20 protein-coding genes are annotated in these 19,453 nt (G+C 70.0%); 9 read left to right on the forward strand and 11 right to left on the reverse strand.

Features of this window, described 5'->3' with window-relative positions; translation table 11 throughout:
• Positions 1–104 precede the first annotated feature (104 nt).
• On the reverse strand, positions 105–1,127 hold the full coding sequence (locus AB0K28_RS45885; RefSeq protein ID WP_364383334.1) for a LacI family DNA-binding transcriptional regulator: 1,023 nt from the start codon (positions 1,125–1,127) through the stop codon (positions 105–107).
• Positions 1,128–1,347: 220 nt separating this feature from the next.
• Here AB0K28_RS45885 and AB0K28_RS45890 point away from each other — a divergent pair, with 220 nt between their 5' ends.
• Genes AB0K28_RS45890 through AB0K28_RS45905 form a run of 4 tightly spaced genes read left to right on the forward strand, consistent with a single transcriptional unit; the run spans position 1,348 to position 5,760 of the window.
• On the forward strand, positions 1,348–2,661 hold the full coding sequence (locus AB0K28_RS45890) for an ABC transporter substrate-binding protein (protein WP_364383337.1): 1,314 nt from the start codon (positions 1,348–1,350) through the stop codon (positions 2,659–2,661).
• A gap of 40 nt (positions 2,662–2,701) precedes the next feature.
• The gene (locus AB0K28_RS45895; RefSeq protein ID WP_345400440.1) at positions 2,702–3,661 is read left to right on the forward strand and encodes a sugar ABC transporter permease; all 960 of its coding nucleotides are present in this window, start codon (positions 2,702–2,704) and stop codon (positions 3,659–3,661) included.
• A complete protein-coding gene (locus AB0K28_RS45900; protein ID WP_364383340.1) occupies positions 3,658–4,566 on the forward strand; it encodes a carbohydrate ABC transporter permease in 909 nt (302 codons plus the stop codon). Before AB0K28_RS45895 ends, AB0K28_RS45900 begins: the two co-directional genes overlap by 4 nt.
• 3 nt (positions 4,567–4,569) lie before the next feature.
• Positions 4,570–5,760, forward strand: coding sequence for a hypothetical protein (locus AB0K28_RS45905; protein WP_364383343.1), 1,191 nt, complete (start codon positions 4,570–4,572; stop codon positions 5,758–5,760).
• Between the two features lie 77 nt (positions 5,761–5,837).
• Here AB0K28_RS45905 and AB0K28_RS45910 read toward each other — a convergent pair whose 3' ends face one another.
• Entirely contained in the window at positions 5,838–6,188 is a 351-nt protein-coding gene (locus AB0K28_RS45910; RefSeq protein ID WP_364383346.1) for a Rieske (2Fe-2S) protein, read from the reverse strand.
• A gap of 87 nt (positions 6,189–6,275) precedes the next feature.
• Between AB0K28_RS45910 and AB0K28_RS45915 the strand changes: the two genes are divergently transcribed.
• Positions 6,276–7,406 (forward strand): amidohydrolase family protein, encoded by a 1,131-nt coding sequence (locus AB0K28_RS45915; protein ID WP_364383349.1) that lies wholly within the window; start codon positions 6,276–6,278, stop codon positions 7,404–7,406.
• Between the two features lie 45 nt (positions 7,407–7,451).
• On the opposite strand, the gene AB0K28_RS45920 is transcribed toward AB0K28_RS45915, so the two are convergent.
• Positions 7,452–8,687 carry an endo-1,4-beta-xylanase gene (locus AB0K28_RS45920; RefSeq protein ID WP_364383352.1) on the reverse strand — a complete coding sequence of 412 codons (1,236 nt, stop codon included), beginning with the start codon at positions 8,685–8,687 and terminating at the stop codon, positions 7,452–7,454.
• Between the two features lie 116 nt (positions 8,688–8,803).
• Here AB0K28_RS45920 and AB0K28_RS45925 point away from each other — a divergent pair, with 116 nt between their 5' ends.
• Positions 8,804–9,187 carry a DUF6578 domain-containing protein gene (locus AB0K28_RS45925; RefSeq protein WP_345400470.1) on the forward strand — a complete coding sequence of 128 codons (384 nt, stop codon included), beginning with the start codon at positions 8,804–8,806 and terminating at the stop codon, positions 9,185–9,187.
• 62 nt (positions 9,188–9,249) lie between these two features.
• Here the strand turns inward: AB0K28_RS45925 and AB0K28_RS45930 are convergent, their stop codons facing one another.
• From AB0K28_RS45930 to AB0K28_RS45940, 3 genes are all read right to left on the reverse strand, one after another.
• On the reverse strand, positions 9,250–9,642 hold the full coding sequence (locus AB0K28_RS45930) for a hypothetical protein (RefSeq protein WP_364383355.1): 393 nt from the start codon (positions 9,640–9,642) through the stop codon (positions 9,250–9,252).
• Positions 9,643–9,894: 252 nt separating this feature from the next.
• Positions 9,895–11,490: an ATP-binding protein gene (locus tag AB0K28_RS45935; RefSeq protein WP_364383358.1), complete on the reverse strand. Its 1,596-nt coding sequence runs from the start codon at positions 11,488–11,490 to the stop codon at positions 9,895–9,897.
• A 2-nt stretch (positions 11,491–11,492) separates the two neighbouring features.
• Positions 11,493–11,738 carry a hypothetical protein gene (locus AB0K28_RS45940; protein ID WP_364383361.1) on the reverse strand — a complete coding sequence of 82 codons (246 nt, stop codon included), beginning with the start codon at positions 11,736–11,738 and terminating at the stop codon, positions 11,493–11,495.
• A 385-nt stretch (positions 11,739–12,123) separates the two neighbouring features.
• Here AB0K28_RS45940 and AB0K28_RS45945 point away from each other — a divergent pair, with 385 nt between their 5' ends.
• A complete protein-coding gene (locus tag AB0K28_RS45945) occupies positions 12,124–12,636 on the forward strand; it encodes a DUF305 domain-containing protein (protein ID WP_345400482.1) in 513 nt (170 codons plus the stop codon).
• A 12-nt stretch (positions 12,637–12,648) separates the two neighbouring features.
• On the opposite strand, the gene AB0K28_RS45950 is transcribed toward AB0K28_RS45945, so the two are convergent.
• Together AB0K28_RS45950 and AB0K28_RS45955 are read right to left on the reverse strand one after the other, a co-directional pair.
• Positions 12,649–12,771, reverse strand: a complete 123-nt coding sequence (locus AB0K28_RS45950; protein ID WP_364383365.1) for a pentapeptide repeat-containing protein — start codon at positions 12,769–12,771, stop codon at positions 12,649–12,651.
• A gap of 38 nt (positions 12,772–12,809) precedes the next feature.
• A complete protein-coding gene (locus AB0K28_RS45955) occupies positions 12,810–13,904 on the reverse strand; it encodes a hypothetical protein (RefSeq protein WP_364383368.1) in 1,095 nt (364 codons plus the stop codon).
• A gap of 194 nt (positions 13,905–14,098) precedes the next feature.
• Between AB0K28_RS45955 and AB0K28_RS45960 the strand changes: the two genes are divergently transcribed.
• A complete protein-coding gene (locus tag AB0K28_RS45960) occupies positions 14,099–15,433 on the forward strand; it encodes a glycosyl hydrolase family 65 protein (RefSeq protein WP_364383371.1) in 1,335 nt (444 codons plus the stop codon).
• A gap of 344 nt (positions 15,434–15,777) precedes the next feature.
• On the opposite strand, the gene AB0K28_RS45965 is transcribed toward AB0K28_RS45960, so the two are convergent.
• Entirely contained in the window at positions 15,778–16,668 is an 891-nt protein-coding gene (locus AB0K28_RS45965) for a helix-turn-helix transcriptional regulator (RefSeq protein ID WP_364383374.1), read from the reverse strand.
• A 156-nt stretch (positions 16,669–16,824) separates the two neighbouring features.
• Between AB0K28_RS45965 and AB0K28_RS45970 the strand changes: the two genes are divergently transcribed.
• Entirely contained in the window at positions 16,825–17,895 is a 1,071-nt protein-coding gene (locus AB0K28_RS45970; protein ID WP_364383377.1) for a kelch repeat-containing protein, read from the forward strand.
• 33 nt (positions 17,896–17,928) lie between these two features.
• Here AB0K28_RS45970 and AB0K28_RS45975 read toward each other — a convergent pair whose 3' ends face one another.
• Together AB0K28_RS45975 and AB0K28_RS45980 are read right to left on the reverse strand one after the other, a co-directional pair.
• Positions 17,929–18,522: a hypothetical protein gene (locus tag AB0K28_RS45975; protein ID WP_364383380.1), complete on the reverse strand. Its 594-nt coding sequence runs from the start codon at positions 18,520–18,522 to the stop codon at positions 17,929–17,931.
• Between the two features lie 124 nt (positions 18,523–18,646).
• Entirely contained in the window at positions 18,647–19,453 is an 807-nt protein-coding gene (locus AB0K28_RS45980; RefSeq protein WP_364383383.1) for a TIGR03619 family F420-dependent LLM class oxidoreductase, read from the reverse strand.

Below are 19,453 nucleotides of genomic sequence, written 5' to 3' on the forward strand. Positions count from 1 at the left end.
CGGCCAACGAGCCCATCGGCAAGGGCGACCGGTTCATCGCCGACAAGCTGTCGGCCGTGAAGAAGACGCCCGTCATCGCGGTGGTCACCAAGTGCCGCCCCGGCTCAGGCGGTGCCGCGCTCGACCAGGGGGCAGGGCAGCACGACCGTGCGGCCGGTGCCGGTGTAGCGGCCGGACATGCGGCTCAGCAGCAGGTCGCCGGCCGTGCCGCCGGCCTCGTACGCCGGGTTGCGCACGGTCGTCAGGAGGGGCGTCACGATGGTCGCGGCGTCGACGTCGTCGAAGCCCACGATGGCCACGTCATCGGGCACCGACAGCCCCAGCTCGTGGGCCACGTCGAGCGCGCCGATCGCCATCAGGTCGTTGGCGCAGAAGACGGCGTCGGGCCGGGAGTTGAGCGCCATGAGGGCCTTCATCGCGGTGTAGCCGCCCCTGCGGGTCCAGTCGCCGCGCACCATGCGCTCGGCCGGCACCTTCCGCTTGGCGGCCTGCATCGCCGAGCGGAAGCCCGCGGTGCGGGTCACGCCGTAGTGGGGCGGGCCCTGGATCATCGCGATGCGCTTGTAGCCGCGCGCGGCGAGGAAGGCGCCCGCCGCGCGCGAGCCGGTCTCGTCGTCGGGGATGACCGCGTCGCACAGCGGATGGTCGAGCTGCGCGCCGATGCAGACGATGGGCGTCTGCTGGTCGACCTCCGCGAGCTGGACCTGCGAGGCGGTCTCGCCGGAGGCGAAGACGATGCCGTCGACCCCGCGGTCCATCGCGTCCTGGAAGAACTTCAGCTCCCTGTCGTGCTGGCCGTCGGTGTTGCAGACGTACGTGCCGAGCCCGGCGGCGTCGACCGCGTCGGCCAGGCCGCGGGTGAGCACGGCGTAGAACGGGTTGGTGATGTCGGGGACGACCACCGCGATCATGTGCGAGCGCCGGGTCCGCAGGTTGCGGGCCACGATGTTCGGCCGGTAGCCGAGCTCGCGGATGGCCGCCAGCACCGTGCCCCTGGTCGCCGCTCCGACCGCACGCTTGCCCGACAGCACGTGGGAGACGGTCGTGGGGCTCACTCCTGCGTGGCTGGCGACCTGGGCGATCGTCACGCGGGAGGGTGGGCCGGACTCAACCTCGCTCCTCGACATGGGGAGCATTCTACTGAGATTCCTGAGGCAAAACGATTTGACGGCGTACTTCGCCGTGACCGGCGGGCGTGGTCTCGGGGCCGTCACAATGTGACGCGAGCCACTGTGCATCCATTGACAACCCGCCCGGACGTTGGCAAGACTTCCCGCCAGGCGCCAATCGATTTGCATCAGTCGAAGCTCCGGACCTTCCACTGAGCGAGCAGCAGGGAGCGGTGTGATGAGAATCCATGGATCCTGGACGGCCCCGGCCGTCATCGTGATGGCGCTCGCGACGACCATGAGCCTGACCGCCTGCGGAAGCGACGCCCCGCCGCAGAACACCGGCATCGGCAAGGGCACGGGCCCCGTCAAGGACCCGGCCTCGCCGCAGACCGTGACGTTCTTCTCCTGGGTCGGCAACGAGCCGCAGATGAAGAAGATGGCCGCCGAGTTCAGCAAGCAGCACCCCAACATCACCATCAAGTTCGAGAACGCCCCCGCCGAGCAGGCGCAGCAGGTGCTCAGCACCCGCATCGCCGGCAACACCGCCCCCGACGTCGCCTACATCAACGCCAGCGACACCAGCGACTACGCCGCCCGCGGCGCGCTCGTCGACCTCGGCGAGTACATGGGCCGCAGCGAGGTCGTCAAGCCGGACGACTACGTCGACGGCTTCAAGACGTTCGTCACCTGGAACGGCAAGATGTGGGGCCTGCCCTTCGACGGCGAGACGACCGGCCTGTTCTACCGCACCGACCGCTTCAAGGAGGCCGGCCTCGCCGGCCCGCCGAAGACCTGGGAGGAGTTCAGGGCCGCGGCGGAGAAGCTCACCGCGAACGGCAAGTACGGCTTCGAGATGTTCGCCTCCGAGGCGGCCTACTACTTCTACCCCTGGCTCTACCAGGCCGGCGGCGAGCCGGTGAGCGCGGACGGCAAGGACGTCGCCTTCGACAGCGAGGCCGGCAAGACCGCCGCCGCCTTCTACGTGGACCTCGCCGAATACTCGCCGCGCGACTACCTCAACTCCAACTCCTACGACGGCCGGGTGGCCTTCGCCAGGGGCGACGTCGCGATGTACGTGGCGGGCGCCTGGTTCGCCGGCACGCTGGCCGACGAGTACCCCAAGCTCGAAGGCAAGTGGGCCGCCGCGCCGCTGCCCGAGGGGAGCGCCGGATGCAAGACGACCATCGCCGGCGACTCGCTGGTGATGTTCAGCCAGACGAAGGTCTCCGACGCCGCGTGGCTCTGGATGGAGTTCCTGTCGCGGCCCGAGAACCTGGCCGACTGGACGTACAAGACCGAGGGCACGCTGCTGCCTCCGACGAAGTCGCTGCTCGAAGGCGAGGACCTCGCCAAGGAGAAGCCCGTACTCAAGCCCTTCGCCGACCTGATGGCCTGCGGCGTCGCGAGCGCGGTCGCCAACCCCAAGTATCCGCGGGTCGAGACCATCCTCAACGAGGAGCTCAGCAAGGCCATCTACGGCGACCAGACCGCCGCCGAGGCGCTGGACAACGCCGCCCAGCAGGGCAGGGCGATCCTCGGCCGGGGCTGAGCGGCGGCGCGCGGCGGCGTACGGAGGAAGGAAGAGACAGATGGCGCAGCCGCTGATGACGACCGAGACGGACGCGGCGCCGGCGCGGAGCGGTCCCCGGCCGCCCGGCCGGCCCGGCCTGCCGGCCCGGATGTGGCGGGAACGCTCGGCGTACGTCTTCCTGATGCCCGGCATGCTGATCTTCTCGGTCTTCACGCTGGCCGCCCTGATCTTCGCCGTCTACCTGACGTTCCACCGGTGGAGCATCATCGAGCCGGACAAGCCGTTCGTCGGCCTGACGAACTACCGCGACATGATCCACGACGAGCGGTTCGTCGAGTCGGTGCTGAACACCATCTACTTCAGCGGCGCCTCGGTGCCGCTGTCGATGGCGACGGGCCTGCTGCTCGCGCTGCTGCTCAACCTGCCGCTGCGGCTGCGCGGCCTGTTCAGGGCGGCGTTCTACCTGCCGGTCATCACGCCGTTCGTGGTCTCGGCCATCCTCTGGAAGTGGCTCTACAACGGTGACTACGGCCTGTTCAACTACTACCTGCTGCAGGCGCACCTCATCGACGAGCCGCTGCTGTGGCTGTCGGACAAGAACCTCGCGATGCCGGCGGTCGTGCTGATGAGCGTGTGGGCGGGCGCCGGGTTCTCGATGGTGGTCTACCTCGCCGGGCTGCAGGCCATCCCCAGGGAGCTGTACGAGGCCGCCCGCATCGACGGCGCGGGCCCCTGGCAGCGCCTGCGCTACGTGACGATCCCCAGCCTGCGGCCCACCACCCTGTTCCTGCTGGTCATGGGCATCATCAGCTCCCTGCAGGTCTTCACCCAGATCTTCGTGATGACCAACGGCGGGCCGGTCAACAAGACGACGACGATGGTCTATTACATGTATCTCTGGGCGTTCAAGTACTTCGACATGGGCTACGCCAGCACGCTGGCGTTCGCGCTCTTCCTCATGCTGCTCGTGTTCACGGCGCTCCAGCTGCGCCTCGCCCGGCGGGGCTCCGCCGTATGACCGGCAACCGGTTCGGGCTGCGGCAGAAGCTGCTGACGTACCTGGTGCTCGCGCCGCTCGCGATCCTGTTCCTGGCGCCGTTCGCGTGGCTGGTCAGCGCGTCGTTCCAGCCGATGGGGGAGATCTTCTCCACGACGCCGCACTGGATCCCGCAGGACGGGACGCTGGAGGGCTACCAGGGTTTCCTGAACGTCGGCGACCTCACCAAGGCGCAGCAGGCCCAGGGGCACGGCGACTGGCGGTGGTTCGCCAACAGCGCGTTCGTCGCGCTGTCGATCACCGTGCTGCAGACGTTCTTCAACGCGCTGTGCGCCTACTCCTTCGCCAAGCGCCGCTTTCCCGGACGTAACGGGATTTTCGTCCTCTTCCTGGCGACGATGATGGTGCCGGGGCAGGTCACGCTCATCCCGAACTACCTCATCATCCAGCACATCCCCTTCTTCGGCGGGAACGACTGGACGGGCAGCGGCGGGCACGGCTGGCTCGACTCCTACTGGGGGCTGATCATGCCGGGCATCGTGTCGGCGTTCGGCATCTTCCTGCTGCGCCAGTACATGCTCTCGATCCCCGACCAGCTGCTGGAGGCCGCCCGCATCGACGGGGCCGGCGAGTTCCGGATCTTCCGCTCGGTGGTGCTGCCGCTGTGCGGGCCCGCGCTGGCGGCGAACGCGATCTTCACCTTCCAGGGGGCGTGGGAGGACTTCTTCTGGCCGCTGATCATCATGTCCAGCCCGGACAAGATCACCGCACCGGTGGGTCTTGCCCTGTTCGTGGTGCAGAACCGTACATCCTGGACCTTGTTGTTCGCCGGGTCGGTGATCGCGGTGCTGCCGATGATCGTCGTGTTCCTGGTCTTCCAGCGGAGGTTCGTGCAGGGCATCGCCCTCACCGGGATCAAGGGGTGAATCATGACGGCGCGAGGTCCTGACGAGGTACGCGACCTGCTCGCCCGGCTGCTCGACGCCGGGAACGGCGTGCTGCGCTGTGCGCCCGCCTGGGTCGCGCGTGACTTCCTGCCCCCGGGCAGGCGGCTCGGCCTGCCCGAGGACGCCTACGACGTGGGCGAGCGGGGCGCCGTCTGCGAGCGCTGGCTCGCCTCGACGACCAAGGCCGACAACCGCGTCGGGCCGCCCGACGAGGGGCTCAGCCACGTGGTGGGGGAGCACGGCGAGCGGCTCCTGCTGCGCGACGCGGTCGCCGCCGGCCCGGCCGCCGTCATGGGCGCCGCGTACGCCGCCACGCATCCCGGCGGGCTCGGGCGGCTGGCGAAGATCTTCGACTACGCCTACCGGCTGCCGTACCACATCCATCCGCCCCAGGAGTACGCGGCGCTGGTCGGCAGGAACGCCAAGGACGAGTCCTACCATTTCCTGCCCGGCGTGGACATGGGGCCGCATCCTGAGACGTTCTTCGGGGTGCACCCGTGGATCGCGGAGCAGGGCGCGTACGAGGTGCTGCTGCCGTACCTCGTCGACTGGGACAGCGACCTGATACTCCGGCACGCCCGCGCCGAGCTGCAGGTGCCCGGCGAGGGGTTCCACGTGCCGTCCGGCGTGCTGCACGCCCCCGGCACGGCGCTCACCCTGGAGCTGCAGGAGGACTCCGACGTCCTCGCCATGTTCCAGGCGCTGAACGCCGGCCGGATCATCTCCAAGGACCTGCTGTTCAAGGACGTCCGCCCCGGCGACCGCTCGGAGCACGGGGAGCGGTTCCCGCTCGGCTTCGTGGACTGGCGCACCAACGGCGACCCCTGGTTCTACGAGAACCGCCACCTGACCCCGCAGCCCGTTGCCGACGGGGAGAGCTGGGTCTTCTACAACACCGGCAAGTACGCCGGCAAGCGCCTCGTCGTCCCGCCCGGCGGCGTCCACCGGCTGCGCGAGCCCGGCGTGTACAGCGTGTTCGCCTGGACGGGGACGGGCACGTACGCGGGGCACGAGGTGCGCGGCGGCGAACCGGGGCTTGACGAGCTGGTCGTCACCCACGACGCGGCCGTGCGGGAGCACGAGGTCGTCAACACCGGCGCCGAGGACCTCATGGTGTTCCTCTTCTTCGGCCCCGACCTGCACACGGACGTCCCGTCGATCCCCGGCAGGTGAGTCACAGGTGCAGGACTGGATCACATGTGAAAGGCCGCATCACACGTGCAGGACCGGATCACACGCGCAGGACTGGATCACACGTGCAGGACGACCTCCCCGTCCTGCTGGGACACCCGGTACGTCCTGAGCCCCACGCGCTTCGGCTCCAGCAGCGACCGCCCGCTCTCTACGTCGAACTCCCAGCCGTGCCACGGGCAGCGGACCACCCGCTCGTCCCTGCCGTACACGTACTCGTGCGGCCCGGCGGCCACGAAGGTGCCGCCCAGCGAGCCGGCGCACATCGACGCCCCCATGTGCGGGCACTTGTCGCTGATCGCGAAGAACTCATCGCCCACGCTGATGACCCCGACCCGCCGCCCGTTCACGTCGACGATCCGGCACCCGTCCCTGCGGACGTCCTCGACGCTGCCGACCCGAACGTCCATGTCACCGCTCCACTGTCGCCATGCCAATCGATTTGCTATGCACGACTATGACCGCTCAGCGGCCTCTCGGCAACCACCGGAGCCTCCATGACCGACCCCGTCACCCGTACGCCTCCCCGTTACCGGCTCGTCGACTGCGACGTCCACCCGATCACCAAGCACGGCCTCGCCGACCTGCGCCCCTTCCTGTCCACGGCCGAGCGGCGCCGCCTCGGCCTCGACGAGCGCCGCGCCCTCACCACGACCGGGCACCGCGAGGCCGTCTCGATCCCGCGCAACATGCTCTACGTCAACCCGGCCGGCGTGCTCCGCGACGACGCCCGCGCCCCCGACGGGTCCGCGCCGGGCGCCGACCCGCTCTTCACCGCGCGGCACCTGCTCGACGCCCACGGCATCGACCGCGCGGTGCTCATCGGCGGCGAGGTGCTCGGCCTCGGCGCCATGCCCGACCCGGACGCCGCCGCCATGATCGCCTCGGCCTACAACCGGTGGCTGGCCGCGACCTGGTTCGACGCCGACGACCGCTACCGCGGCTACATCGTGGCCGGCGCGCAGGACCCGCACCTGGCGGCGCGGGAGATCAGGCGCGCGGCCCAGGACGAGCGCTTCGTCGGCGTGCTGCTGCCGCTCACCGACCTGCTGATGGGGCAGCGGCACCACTACCCCATCTACGAGGCCGCGCACGACCTCGGCCTCCCGGTCGCCGTCCACCCCAACTCGGGCGAGGGCATCTTCCGTACGTCACCGCCCATGGCCGGCGGGACGCCGACGTACTACGTGGAGTGGCACAGCGGCCTCAGCCAGGTCTTCCAGGCGAACGTCATCAGCCTCGTCTGCCACGGCGTCTTCGAGCGCTTCCCCGGCCTCAAGGTGATCATCACCGAGGGCGGGCTCGGCTGGATCCCCGACGTGATGTGGCGGCTCGACAAGAACGTCAGGGGCCTGCGCGACGAGGTGCCGTGGGTCAGGCGGCTGCCCAGCGAGTACATCGTGGACCACGTCCGCTTCACCACCCAGCCGCTGCCCGAGCCCAGGCGCCGGCACCACCTGCACGTGCTCTGCGAGATCGCGCACGCGGAGCGCACGCTGATGTTCAGCTCCGACTACCCGCACTGGGACTTCGACGACCCCCGCTACGCCCTCACCTCGCTGCCGGAGGCGATCAGGCAGCGGGTGAGCAGCGAGAACGCGATCGAGACGTACGGGGATCGCCTCTGAGCCCTTCTGAGCCCCTCTGAGGGACTGAGAAGGGCTCAGAAGGGCTCAGAGGGGCCGGCGTGCCGGGGCCTGCCGGAACGCGCGCAGCATCGCCGCGTACGCCGGCTTCGGCCGCAGGTCCTCGTCGAACGGCAGCGGCCGGCGCGCGGCCCCGTCCTCACGCGGGTAGTCCTCCTGCAGCCAGGTGTAGCGGTCGCTGAGGCCGAAGCTCAGCACCACTTTCACCGCCGGCTCCTGGAGGGCCACGGACAGGTAGCGCGCGTAGACCTCCGCGACGGCCGCGTCCCTGACGGCGACGTCGGCGGGCAGGCCGTCGTCCTGGACGTCCATCTCGGTGATGAAGATCGACAGCCCTCGCGCCGCGACCTGTCTGAGGAAGCTCCGGTACGCCTTCGCGTCGAAGGTCTCAGCGAACCCGGCGGCGTTCAGGTGCGCCTGGACGCCCAGGGCGTGCACGGGGACGTTCCTGCTCTTCAGATGGTCGATGGCCTTGAGCATCGACCTGCGGCGGGCGACCGCGTCATCCCCGGTCTCGAAACCGAACTCGTTGATGAGCAGCACCGCTCGGGGGTCATGGCGGTGCGCGAGGCGGAACGCCCCCTCGACGTAGGAGGGGCCGATGGTCTGGTACCAGGGCTCCTCCGTCCAGTAGCCGTTGGCGTCCTTGTCCTCGCCGTCGGTCACCTCGTTCGCGACCACCCACGCCTTGACCCGGCCCGCGTAGTGGGCGACCTCTCTCTTGATCGTGCCGAAGAGCAGGTCGCGGGCCTCCCGCTCGCCGAGGCCGAACAGGGCGTCCGGCTCCCAGCCGTCGCCCAGGCCCTCGTCCCAGACCAGGTGGGCGGCGAGGACCGGCTGGCCGTTGCCGGCGGCGTACTGGACGATCTGGTCGCCGTACGTGAAGTCGAGCGGCGCGTCGGGGGTTGGTTTGAGCCGGTACCACAGGAGATCGTCCTCGGTGAGCAGCATGCCGCTCTCGCGCGCGTACAGCTCCGCGTAGCCGGGGTCCGGCTGCACCTGCCAGGTGGCGGCGGACGAGCCGTACCTGATCCCCTTGGCGAGGGCCGCCCGCCTCAGCGCGCCCGCCGCCCTTGTTCCCGCCCCTGCCCCTGCTGTAATCGCCGCCATACCGGCCGCCGTCCGCCGCGGATCGCCCGCCGGCTCGGCCCAGGCCGCACCCGCCGTCAGGAGCTGCGCCGCGCCACCGCCCAGCATCGCCATCGCACCCAAGCCACCACCGACGAGGAACGACCGCCTGCGGAGCCCTCCCTGATCTGCCATCGCCTTCCCTCCACCGTTCCGACGGACGCGCGCGCAGTGATGCAAATCGATTTCCCTACAGATACACCCGCCCGCCACCCGTGGGAAGGCCCAAGGCCGCCGGGTACATTGCCGGAGTGAGATGGAACGTCTGGGTCGACGAGTGGCAGATGGAGTGCTGCGGCGACCCCTTCCACGTCGGATCGGCGGTCACCTGGACCCTCGCCCCGGCGGACCGCGAGTGGCTGACACGCGCCCTGGGCGAGGAGACCGCCGCCACCATCGAGTGGGGCGAAGAACACCACGACGAACCCACCGCAGCCCACATCACCGTCGAAGCCCAGGTCAAGCAGATCTCCGCCGTCCACGCCCGCCACGTACAGGCGGAGGGCGAGACCTACCTCCACCCGGCCGACGCCGTCCTGACCCCGCTCACCTCCGCCGACGGCTCACGCCCGCCGACCTCCGACGACGACCGCGACTTCATCGGCTACGTCGTCACCCTCGAAACCGACCAGTAGCCGCGATGGCACCCCAAGATGAGGGCAGGAAGACGTCATGCCGACCTCTTCCTGCGAGCTATTCACTCGATGGTGGACGCGGACATGGGCATGATGTGCAGAGTTTTCCCTTGCGCTCGCACGTGTGCCGTCGCGCGGCCTTCTCCCACAACGCCCACGAGGCAGGCGCCGAGTGGCGATATTTCCTGCTCCGTTGTGGTCGATTCGGTCGTGCAGGTGATCGACGTGATCGCACCACCGACCCACACCTCAAAAAATCGCACAGAGGTCGCCGCCCCGCCGCGGAACTCGGCCTCGGAAACGAGAGTCTCCGTGACGCCCAGAGGGACGACATCGGACGGATCTCGTAGTTGCGAGAAGAAGTCGGGATACTCGTTCGCGCCCGAGTCCAGCCCCAGGTCTCGCCACTTCCCCGTAGTGTCACGCACGGCAAGGGACAGCTCGGCGGCCAGCATGCCGTCTCGGCGGTGTCTGAGGAAAAGCACTGCTCCGAGGCCGTCAGCGGAGTGCCAGCGAGCGACGGCGCCGGCCTCTCCGGGGCCGGGGAGCCGTTGCGTCAGAGGCTCGGCGCCATCAAGGACGTGCGAGATCATCTCTGCCCTGGACATCGGCATGGTGATCCGATCTGGCTCCGGTGGTGGTCAGCGGGCCCAGCATGAGAACCATGCGGCGGCTACGTAGGCATTTTAGCCCGCCACGAACAGCCGTCACACACGCAGGACGGTGACCTGGTGGCCGGACGGGGTGGTGGCCTGGGCGAAGCCGCCGCGTTCCTGCCAGGGCGGGGCCTCGGGACGGCGGTCGAAGATGACCAGGACACCGGTGTCCAGGGTCAGCCGGTCGAGGTAGCGGTCGAGCTGGGCCAGGCCCTCGGGCTTCGGGTCGTCCGCGCCTGGCCGCCACACCTTGAGCTCCATGGCTTCGCGTTGCATCAGTCGTTCGCCTTCCGGACCGCTGTACGGCCAGCGAACGAGCACGTCCAGGCGTTTGGTGCCGGCGGCGTACTCGCGGTCGAGGTAGCCGCCGCCGTTGACCAGGCGGTGCAGGAAGGCCATGAGGATGATCTGACACGCGGCGTCGTGGTAGCCCTCCTGCTGGATGAGCACTTCGCCGTGCTCGCGCCAAAAGACGACGAACTCGCGGAGCAGGCGGGACAGGTCGAACCGGCCGTCGGGGAGCACGAAGCTGTGCGGATCGGCGTGGATGTTCTGCTCCGTGAGGTCGCCCAGCACGCGCAGGATGACCTCCCGGTAGATCGGGTTGGCCACCTGTGGCGGAGGTTGTTGCGTGATCAGGCCCAGATCGCGGGCGTAGGACAGGTCCTCGGAATTGCCGCGGTCAGTGTAGGGGCCGCCGGCCACGATCGGCTCCATCACCCGCTTGACCCGAGGCTCGTACAGCCGAGCCGCCAGAGAGTCCAGGTGGATGGCGCGCGCCCGGATCAACCGCTCCTTCGCCTCCTCCACTTGCTCAGTGGCGATGGTCCCGGTCACGCCCATCTCGGTGATGATCTCATCGGCGAGGGCGTTGACCAGCCAGGGTTGTCCTTGGGTCAGTTCGAAGAGGCGGTCCACCGCGTCTTTGGTGAACTCCTGGCCGGTCGCCTGGGTGTGCTGGTCATAGAGTTCGGCGATCTGGCCGGCGGTGAAATCACCCAGGCGTAGCGATTTGCGGATGATGTTGAACGGGCTGGCCGCGTTATACCGGTCAGGGGCGCCGCCCGAAGCGATCTTGTAGTCACGCACGTCCCGCAACCCGCACAGCACCACCGACGCGGGGAACGGATAGCCGTCCGGCCGTATGTTATGACCGTCGCGAAGCTGGCTGAGGACGCTGACCAGGCTCTCGCCCTGCAGGGCGTCGATCTCGTCGAGGAACAGCACGACCCGGCGCGGGCAGCGACTGCACCATGCGCTCAGCGCATTGCCGAACCGGGTGCCCGCCTGCTCCTCCGGCCAGGAGCCCGGCGGCAGCAGCTCCTCGGGCCATCCCGACAAGACGGCGGCCCTGCGGAGCGAGTCCAGCAGAATCGTCTCGGTTGCGGCGACGTCGTTGCTGAAGATCTTGGCGCGCTCGCAGGAGAACGACAGGGCGGCGATGTCGCCCTCGGTGGCCAGGTCGGAGGCCAGGGTGCGCAGGATGGTCGTCTTACCGGTCTGCCGGGGGGCGTGCAGGACGAAGTAGCGGTCCATCTCGATGAGGGCCCGCGCCTCGGGAAGCCGGGGTGCGGGCGGCAGCATGTAGTGGAGCTGGGGGTCGCAGGGACCTGTGGTATTGAAATATCTTGCTCGGGGTGGCGGCATGGTCACAGGCTGCCACTAAGTGAGTCTGGGGATCCAAAGGTCCTCATGCGGACCTCGGCCAGCTTCTCGTCGGTGAAAGGTCCCTGCTGTTCCCGGCGTAGCAGGTCGGCGCACAGGGGCGAGTGCCGCAGCAGGAACTGTCGGTAGATCGGATTTGCGATCTCCGGTGCTCCGGTTCTTCGGATCAGGCCCAGATCGCGAACGTAGGAGACGTCGTCGTCCGAGGCCTCATCGACGTGCGTGTTCACCGTGACCACCCTCCAGCACCATGCGGACGGCTTCTTCCTTGAACTCCGGCGAGAACTGCCTGCGACGCCTCGTCACGTACCTACCTCTTCCAGACTGCTGTCAGCTTATGTAGCTGGCTGTCCGGAATCTTCGAGGCACCTCAAGAGGACTTGCCTGGACCGAGTAGTCGATAACGGTCGATATGGCACAACCAAGTGAAGGATGCGGGCCCGGGTAGGTGTCGGATCGGCGTTAGGGGGACGCATGAAGCGACGCTGTACGAAGACCGCGATGGCCGCAGGAGCAGTCCTGGCCGCCGTCGCCGTGGGTCCCGGGGCCACGGCGACGGCGACGGCCCGGAAAGGCTCCCCGCCACCCCAACCGACCTGCCCTGGAGCAGGGCAGATGCATGTCATCACCAGCGAGTACGACTACCTGTCGCAGATGGTGCCGCACCACGAGGACGCCATCACGGCGGCGCGGCAGTTGCGGCGTTCCGAGCGGCCGGAGATGCGGCAGCTCGGGCAGTCCATCGTCACGACGCAGACCGCCGAGGTCGGCGAGATGAAGGGCTGGCTGGAGCGGTGGTATCCGAGAAGCCAGGCGCCGAGCCCGCGCGAAACCACGATGCCGGACCTGTCAGGGCTCTCGGGGGATCAGCTCGACCAGACGTTTCTGCGGCACATGATCCCGCACCACATGATGGCGATCATGATGTCGCAGCAGCTCCTCATGCATGGTGAGGCGCAGCATGCCGAGGTCGCCGGCTTCGCCCGCAAGGTGCGCGACGACCAGTGGGCGGAGGTGCGGACAATGCGGCGGTACCTGGCCCAGTGGTTCGGTGAGCAGAATCCACCCTGCTTCCCGAGAGGCCCGGGCATGCCCGGCATGACACCGGGGCCGCCCGGGCCGGACTGACCGCCCGTGCGGTCACGGCTCCAGGGACTGCGGTACGAAGTCCGCCGGGCAGTCCGGCTGCGCACCATCGAACACCGCACCATCGAACACCGCACCATCGAACACCGCACCATCGAACACCGCACCATCGAACACCGCACCAGCAGTTCCAGCAGTGACACGTCGGTGGCCCGCTACAGGAGTCTTTCGGGTCTGCTCGCTGCTTCTTCTCGGAGCGCGGTGACGAAGGTTTGGCGGGCTTCCTGTGAGTGCGGGTTCTCGGTGTGGTGCTGGTAGAGGTGCCAGCAGGTGGTGATGGCGTGGAGGAGGTTGTCGAGGAGGTCGGGGGCGGGGCGGGCCGGGTCGAGGGCGGTGAGGGGGAGATGGATGGTGGCGGGGGTGAGGTTCAGTTCGGGGTGGGTGGTGCGGGCCTTGTCGATGAGGTGGTGGGCGGCGGTGAGGCGTTCCTGGACGTCGAGGATGCCGTGCAGGTGCCCGTCGGCGATGTGCAGGGCGTTGCGGATGAGCGGCATGACGACGTGGCGGGCGCGGGTGCCGTCGTCCATGGCGGTGGTGACGTCCGTGAGGCTTTCGATGGCGAGGGGTTTGTCGGGTTGTTCGGCTCCGGCGACGACGTGCAGGGGGTGCATGCCGGTGTGGCGGGCGGTGACGGCGAGGGCGGCGTGAAACCAGTGGGCGGCGGCGATGGCGGCCGCCGTGGGGTCGACTTGGGTGAGGAGGTCCTGGTTGCCGAAGGGGTTGTCGCGGAGCAGGCGGTCGGCTTGGGAGATCTGCAGGGGTGAGGCGTCCTCGCGGCTGAGGGTGGCGGCCTGCTGGGCGCGGTCGGACAGGTCGCCGCGTTCGGCCTGCTCGATGGCGGCGAGTTCGGCGGCGACGTCGGTGGTGACGAGGGTGGTGAGCTGGGAGGCGTCGAGTACGCGCAGGACGCGGGCGAGCGCGAGGGCGGCGTGTTCGACTTTGGTGGTGGCGGGCTGGTCGCTGGGGCGGGTGGCGGTGATGAGGGGAAGGATCCTGGCGAACGCGTCGCGTTCCTGCTGCCGCTGCCTGGCCAGGCCGTTGGGGGCGTCGGGGTCGGCGGCGCTGGCGGGGTGGGTGTAGGAACGCCAGCAGACGTGCGACAGGCGGGTCAGCGCACCGGCGAGTTCGCGGGTGTTGTGGGGGAGCTGGTCGTGGGTGAGCCGGGCCACGATGATGGCGGTGTCGCCGATGCCGGTGCTCCACAGGGCGAGCAGCGTGTTGTGGGCACGGTCGATGGCATACCGAGTCACGGATACCTCTTCAAAGAGAAAGGGGGCCAGAGAAAGAGCTCTGCTCACGGCAGTTCTGGACACGCCCAGGATGCTGGATCGGCCGCTCAGACGAAGCCTTTTTCGCCATTGTTCTGCGTCGCTGATCAGTGCTTTTGCTGGGATACGCGGCATAAATCCTCTCGCAAGGCAAGGGCGACAAGTATCATCCCGGCATGCCTCACCCGCCCGCGCTGATCTGCCCGGATTCCGCCCTTACCCGGATTTATGCGGCAGCCCAGCACACTCTGCTGAACGTCAACACGATCGGCGGCGTCATCCGCGCCGGCGGCGGCTACCCGGACCCGTGGACCAGGGACGCCTCCATCAACGCCTGGTACGCGGCCAGCCTCCTGTCCCCGGACGCCGCCCGCGACACCCTCCTCGCGGTGGCCGGCGACACGCTCGTCCAGCAGGACGACCAGTGGTGGGACCAGATCATCTGGGCGGTCGCCGCCTGGCACCACGTGCTGGTGACCGGTGACGAGGACTTCCTGCGGCGTGCGTACGCGATCGCCGCCGCGACCATGGACGTGCTGGACAAGGAGCGGTACGACACCGCGTACGGGCTCTATCGCGGCCCCGCCGTCATGCAGGACGGCATTTCGGGCTACCCAGAGCCGCCGAACGATCCGCGCATCGGCTCCAGCTTCGTGCTCGACTACCCGCGGACCCACATGATCATGTGCCTGTCGACCAACGCCGTCCACGCCGCCGCCCATCGGGCGCTGGCGATGATGGCGGGCGCACTCGGCCGCGACGGGCGCCCGCATCTGGAGCGGGCCGAGGCGACGGCGGCCGCGGTGAACCGGTGGCTGTGGCGCGAGGACGCCGGTCTGTACGGATATTTCCGGCACGAGGATGGCCGCCTGGACCCCCACGAAGAGACGCTCGGCCTCGCCCTGGCCATCATCTTCGGCATCGCCGACGACCGGCAGGCGGCTCTCATCGCGGCGAACACGCACCGCGAGCCGCGCGGCGTCGTCAATGTCTGGCCGCACTTCGACCGCTACGGTCCCGAGCGTCCCGGCCGGCACAACGCGAGCTGCTGGCCCATGGTGATGGCCGTCTGGGGCGACGCCATGGCCAGGATCGGACGTACGGACCGGTTCCTGGAGACGCTGACCGACCTCGTGACGTTGTTCGGCGACGACGGCCTGTACGAGGTCTACCACCCCGTCACCGGCCGCCCGGACGGGGGATGGCAGCAGGGCAGGCAGTGGCCGTCGGAGCCCGACCAGACCTGGTCCGCCACGACTCTGCTCGGCCTGGTCCACCATGGCCTGTTCGGCCTGCGGTTCGAGCGGGAGGGCATCCGCTTCGCGCCCGCCGTACCGAGCGATTGGGGCGAGGCGACCCTGGACGGCTTGCGCTACCGCGACATGACCCTGCGCGTCACGGTGTCGGGGAGCGGTACGACGGTACGGGACTTCCGCCTCGACGGTCACGAGGTGGACTTGCTGCCGGCCACGCTGACCGGCCTTCACCAGGTCAGGCTCACGCTCGCCTGAGCCGATCACAGCGGTCGGGGAGAAGGGAATGAACGGCGTCGAGGGAAGAACGGCCCGTGGGGCGCCCGAAGAGGCGCGTCGTCGCTCTGCCGGCCGTCATCGTCGCGACAGAGTCACCCGGCAGGAAACCGGCAGCCAACCCGTGCCGGACCTCCTGGCGGAGGCCGACGACGGCCGGCCGATCGCGCTTGGCCGCCGGGCAAGTGCACCGGTGAATTCCACAACGGTGGTCACCGTGGTCAACAAGAAATCACCCCGTTGTCGGCCTACCGCAAGGACGACGGCTGGGACAGCATCTGGCACCCCGTGCTGACCACCCGATGAGAACCGATGGCCCGACCACGTCAGCCGGTCGAAGCGTCCGCGTTCACGCCCGGATCGCTGACGTGCGCGCCCTCCGGGCTCATGTCCTGGGTGCCGATGACCGACAGCAGCTCCAGGTGGGCCGCCCCCTGGCTGCCGGGTGGCGCGGTGAACCACAGCAGGCGCTGGCGGCCGTCCTCGCTGAACAGGCTGTGGCAGTCCACCTCGATGATCCCCAGCACCGGGTGGACCAGGCGCTTGTGGTCGGCGCGGCGCAGCGCCACATCATGGGTGTCCCATAGGGCGGCGAATTCGGCGCTGCGCCGCCGCAGCGCGGCGACCATCTGCGCCACGTGCGGGTCGCGGCCGCGGCGGGCGGCGACCGCTCGCAGGTCGGAGACGAAGACCCGCGAATGATGCGGGTGCTCCTCCGGTGGATAGAGGGCGCGGGCGGCGGGGTCGGTGAACCAGCGGTAGACGTAGCTGGCCTTCGGGCCCTGCCGCATCGGGTGCCGGCCGATCAGGGCGGCGGCCAGGTCGTTCTGGACGAGGGTCGCGTGCAGGTCGGTGATGATCATCGCGGGCGTCGTGACCAGCCGGTCCAGCATGGCCAGCATGGACGGCTGGACGTGCGTGGTCGTGCCGTGCACCGCCGGGACAGGCCGTTCCGCGAGATGGAACAGGTGATCGCGCTCGTCGCCCCCCAGTCGCAGCGCGCGGGCGAGCGCGGCCAGCGTCTGGGCCGACGGCTGGGCGCCCCGCCCGCGTTCGAGCTCGGTGTAGTAGTCCGCTGACAGGCCCGCGAGCTGCGCGACCTCCTCCCGGCGCAGCCCGGGCACCCGGCGCCGGGTGCCGGCGGGCAGGCCGACGTCCGCCGGACGGACGCGGGCGCGGCAGGTCTTCAGGAACGCGGCGAGTTCGCGGAGGTTCACCTCTCCATCGTGACCGCCAGCGGTGGCCGTAGCCAGGGGGTGACAACCCCTGGGTGAACACAGCCCTGGCCCGCGGCCGGGTGGCAGGCGAGCGTGAGGGGACCCAAGGGGTTCGTGGCCCGACGGCCCGAGCACCGACGAAGGCTAGGAGGCATCATGAGACGTGGTATCGCCCTGCTCCTCGGCGCGGTCCTCGCGGCGAGCCCTGCCCTGCCCGCTCACGCGCACCCCGACCACCCGACGCCCACGGCGACCGCGACGGTTCCCGCCGTCGAGCCGGTCTACGGGAAGGGGTGGCGGCCGCGGGCGGCGATCGGCCAGGGGCCCCGCCAGGAGCACAGCGTCGCCGCGGTCGGTCACCGGGTCTACCTCATCGGCGGCATCATCCCTGACGCGGCCGGCGGCGTCGAGACCACCGGGCGGATGGAGGTCTATGACACCCGGCGCGACACCTGGTCGACGGTGGCCCCGCTGCCCGTCCCGATGAACCATCCCAACGTGGCGACCGTCGGCGGCCGGATCTACGTGCTCGGCGGGCTGTCCGGCGGCGCGTCGTGGCAGGCACTGCGGGACAGCTTCGTGTACGACCCGCGTACCGACAAGTGGACGCCGCTGCCCCCGATGCCCGCCGGCATCGAACGGGGCAGCGCCGCCATGGGCGTGCGCGGGACGAAGATCTATCTGGCGGGGGGCATGCGCACGCTGACGCCCGGCCCCGGCGGCCTGCAGGACACGGTGGACCTCGTGTCGTCGTACGACGTCGCGACCGGCCGGTGGGAGCGGCTGCCAAGCCTTCCGCAGGCGCGCGACCACGTCGGCGGCGCCGTCATCGGCTCGACCTTCTACGTGCTCGGCGGCCGCGACCGGGGCCAGGTCAACGTGCGCGACACCGTGTACGCGCTCGACCTGCGCGCGCGCCGCTGGTCGGAGCGGGCGCCGATGCCGACGGCCCGGGGCGGGATCGCCGCCGCGGCCGTGGACGGCAAGATCTACACGTTCGGCGGCGAGGGACGGCACGACGGGACGAACCCGAACACGGTCTTCTCCGAGACCGAGGCGTACGACACGGCGCACGACCGCTGGGTGCGCCTGGCGCCGATGCCGGTGCCCCGGCACGGCACCGCCGCCGTTGCGGTGGGCGGCACGATCTACATCCCGGGCGGCGGCACGGCGGCCGGCGCGGCCCCGGTGGACGTCAATGACGTCTACCGCCCGGCGGCCTCGTAGCCGCAAAGATGGCCTGGCGGGACATGAGGGCCCTCACTCCCAGGGGGATCGCGAGATCTCCTGGGGGCGAGGGTCGATGACGTGCAGGCGTCCGGGGCCGGGGTTGTGACCGAGCAGGCGGACCAGGTCGGACGTGCCGCCGGCGCCGTCGCCCGGCCGGCCGTCCCAGACGACGACCGCGCGCGGCTCGGGGTCGAGGGCGCGCGCCAGCCGTACCATCCACTCGTTCGTCCGCGCGAACACCTCGTCACCGCGGCCCGGATCGCCGGGCAGTACGGCGACGCGGGCACGCCGGCACAGCCGCTCGAAGCGTTCGCGCCAGTCGGTGCCCTCCAGGTCCACCGACCGGCGGGCGAAACCCTCAGGCGGCAGCGCCAGGCACAGGCGTACCGAGGCGCCGCGGAGAAGGGCCTGTTCCGCGCCGATGATGTCCGCGCCGCGCGCGCCGCCGCAGATCACGGTGGTGCCCGGGCCGACGTGCCAGGTGTCGAAGGCGGCGCTCATGGCGGCGGTCACCGCGCCGACCTGCGCCTGGGGGAAGCGCGGCGGGTTCCTGCCGGGGGCGTCGACGAGGTGGCCGCTCACGATGAGCGCGCGGGTCACGTCTTCGTCCGGGATCTGCTGCACAGGGTCCACCACCGCCTCAGGTCACCGGTCACGCTATCCACCATGATCGGCGTTCGTATGCATGGGGGCGGCCGGAAATATCAGGAAATGACGGACAGGGCGACGCGCCCGCACCGCACGTGCGTCACGTGGGCGGGCCCGCCTGCACGCGCTGCATCAGCCGTTCCACCGAGCCCCGGTAACCGTGGAGGTGTTCCAGCCACCACGTGGCGCCCGCCTCGGCGTAGGCCCGCACCGCCGAGCCCGGCTCGCTCACGCCGATGACCGCCACGTCGAGATCGTCTGCGGTGGCCCGGTGCTGGCGCAGCTCGGCGACCTGAGCGGCCAGGGAACCGGGTGAGAGCGTCATACGGCCCTCCTGGTCGTCGCCGGCGACGATCCAGCCGTCCCAGCGGGCGGCCCGCCGGAGCGCGCCCGCGGCCGTGCCGCCGACCCACACCGGGACCCGGGGCCGCTGGAGCGGCAGCGGCGCGAGCCGCACCCCGTCCACCGTGTAATGAGCGCCCCGGTGCCGGACCTCGTCACCGGACCAGAGCGAGGACATCACGTCGAGCGCCTCATCGAGCACCGCCCCGCCAGGACGCGCCGAACCGAAAGCGGTGAACTCCTCGCGCACACCGCCCAGCCCGGCCCCCAAGATCACGCGGCCACCGCTCAGCCTGTCGAGCGTCGCCACGGTGTGGGCCAGGACCTCCGGCCGATGGCGGGCCACGGCCGTCACCGCCGTGCCCAGCCGGATCCGCGAGGTCGCCTGGGCCGCGGCGGCCAGCGCCACCCACGGATCCGCCGACGGCGTGCCCCAGGCGAAGGCCAGATGATCCCACACCAGTACGGCGTCCCACCCGGCCGCCTCAGCCTCGCGGGCGAGGGCGACCAGCCGCGCCGGCTCCGCGAGCTCACCGAGGATCGCGACGTCGATGCCGTAACGCAT

The organism is Nonomuraea sp. NPDC049504 (genome assembly GCF_040676845.1).
Classification (GTDB): Bacteria; Actinomycetota; Actinomycetes; order Streptosporangiales; family Streptosporangiaceae; genus Nonomuraea; species Nonomuraea salmonea.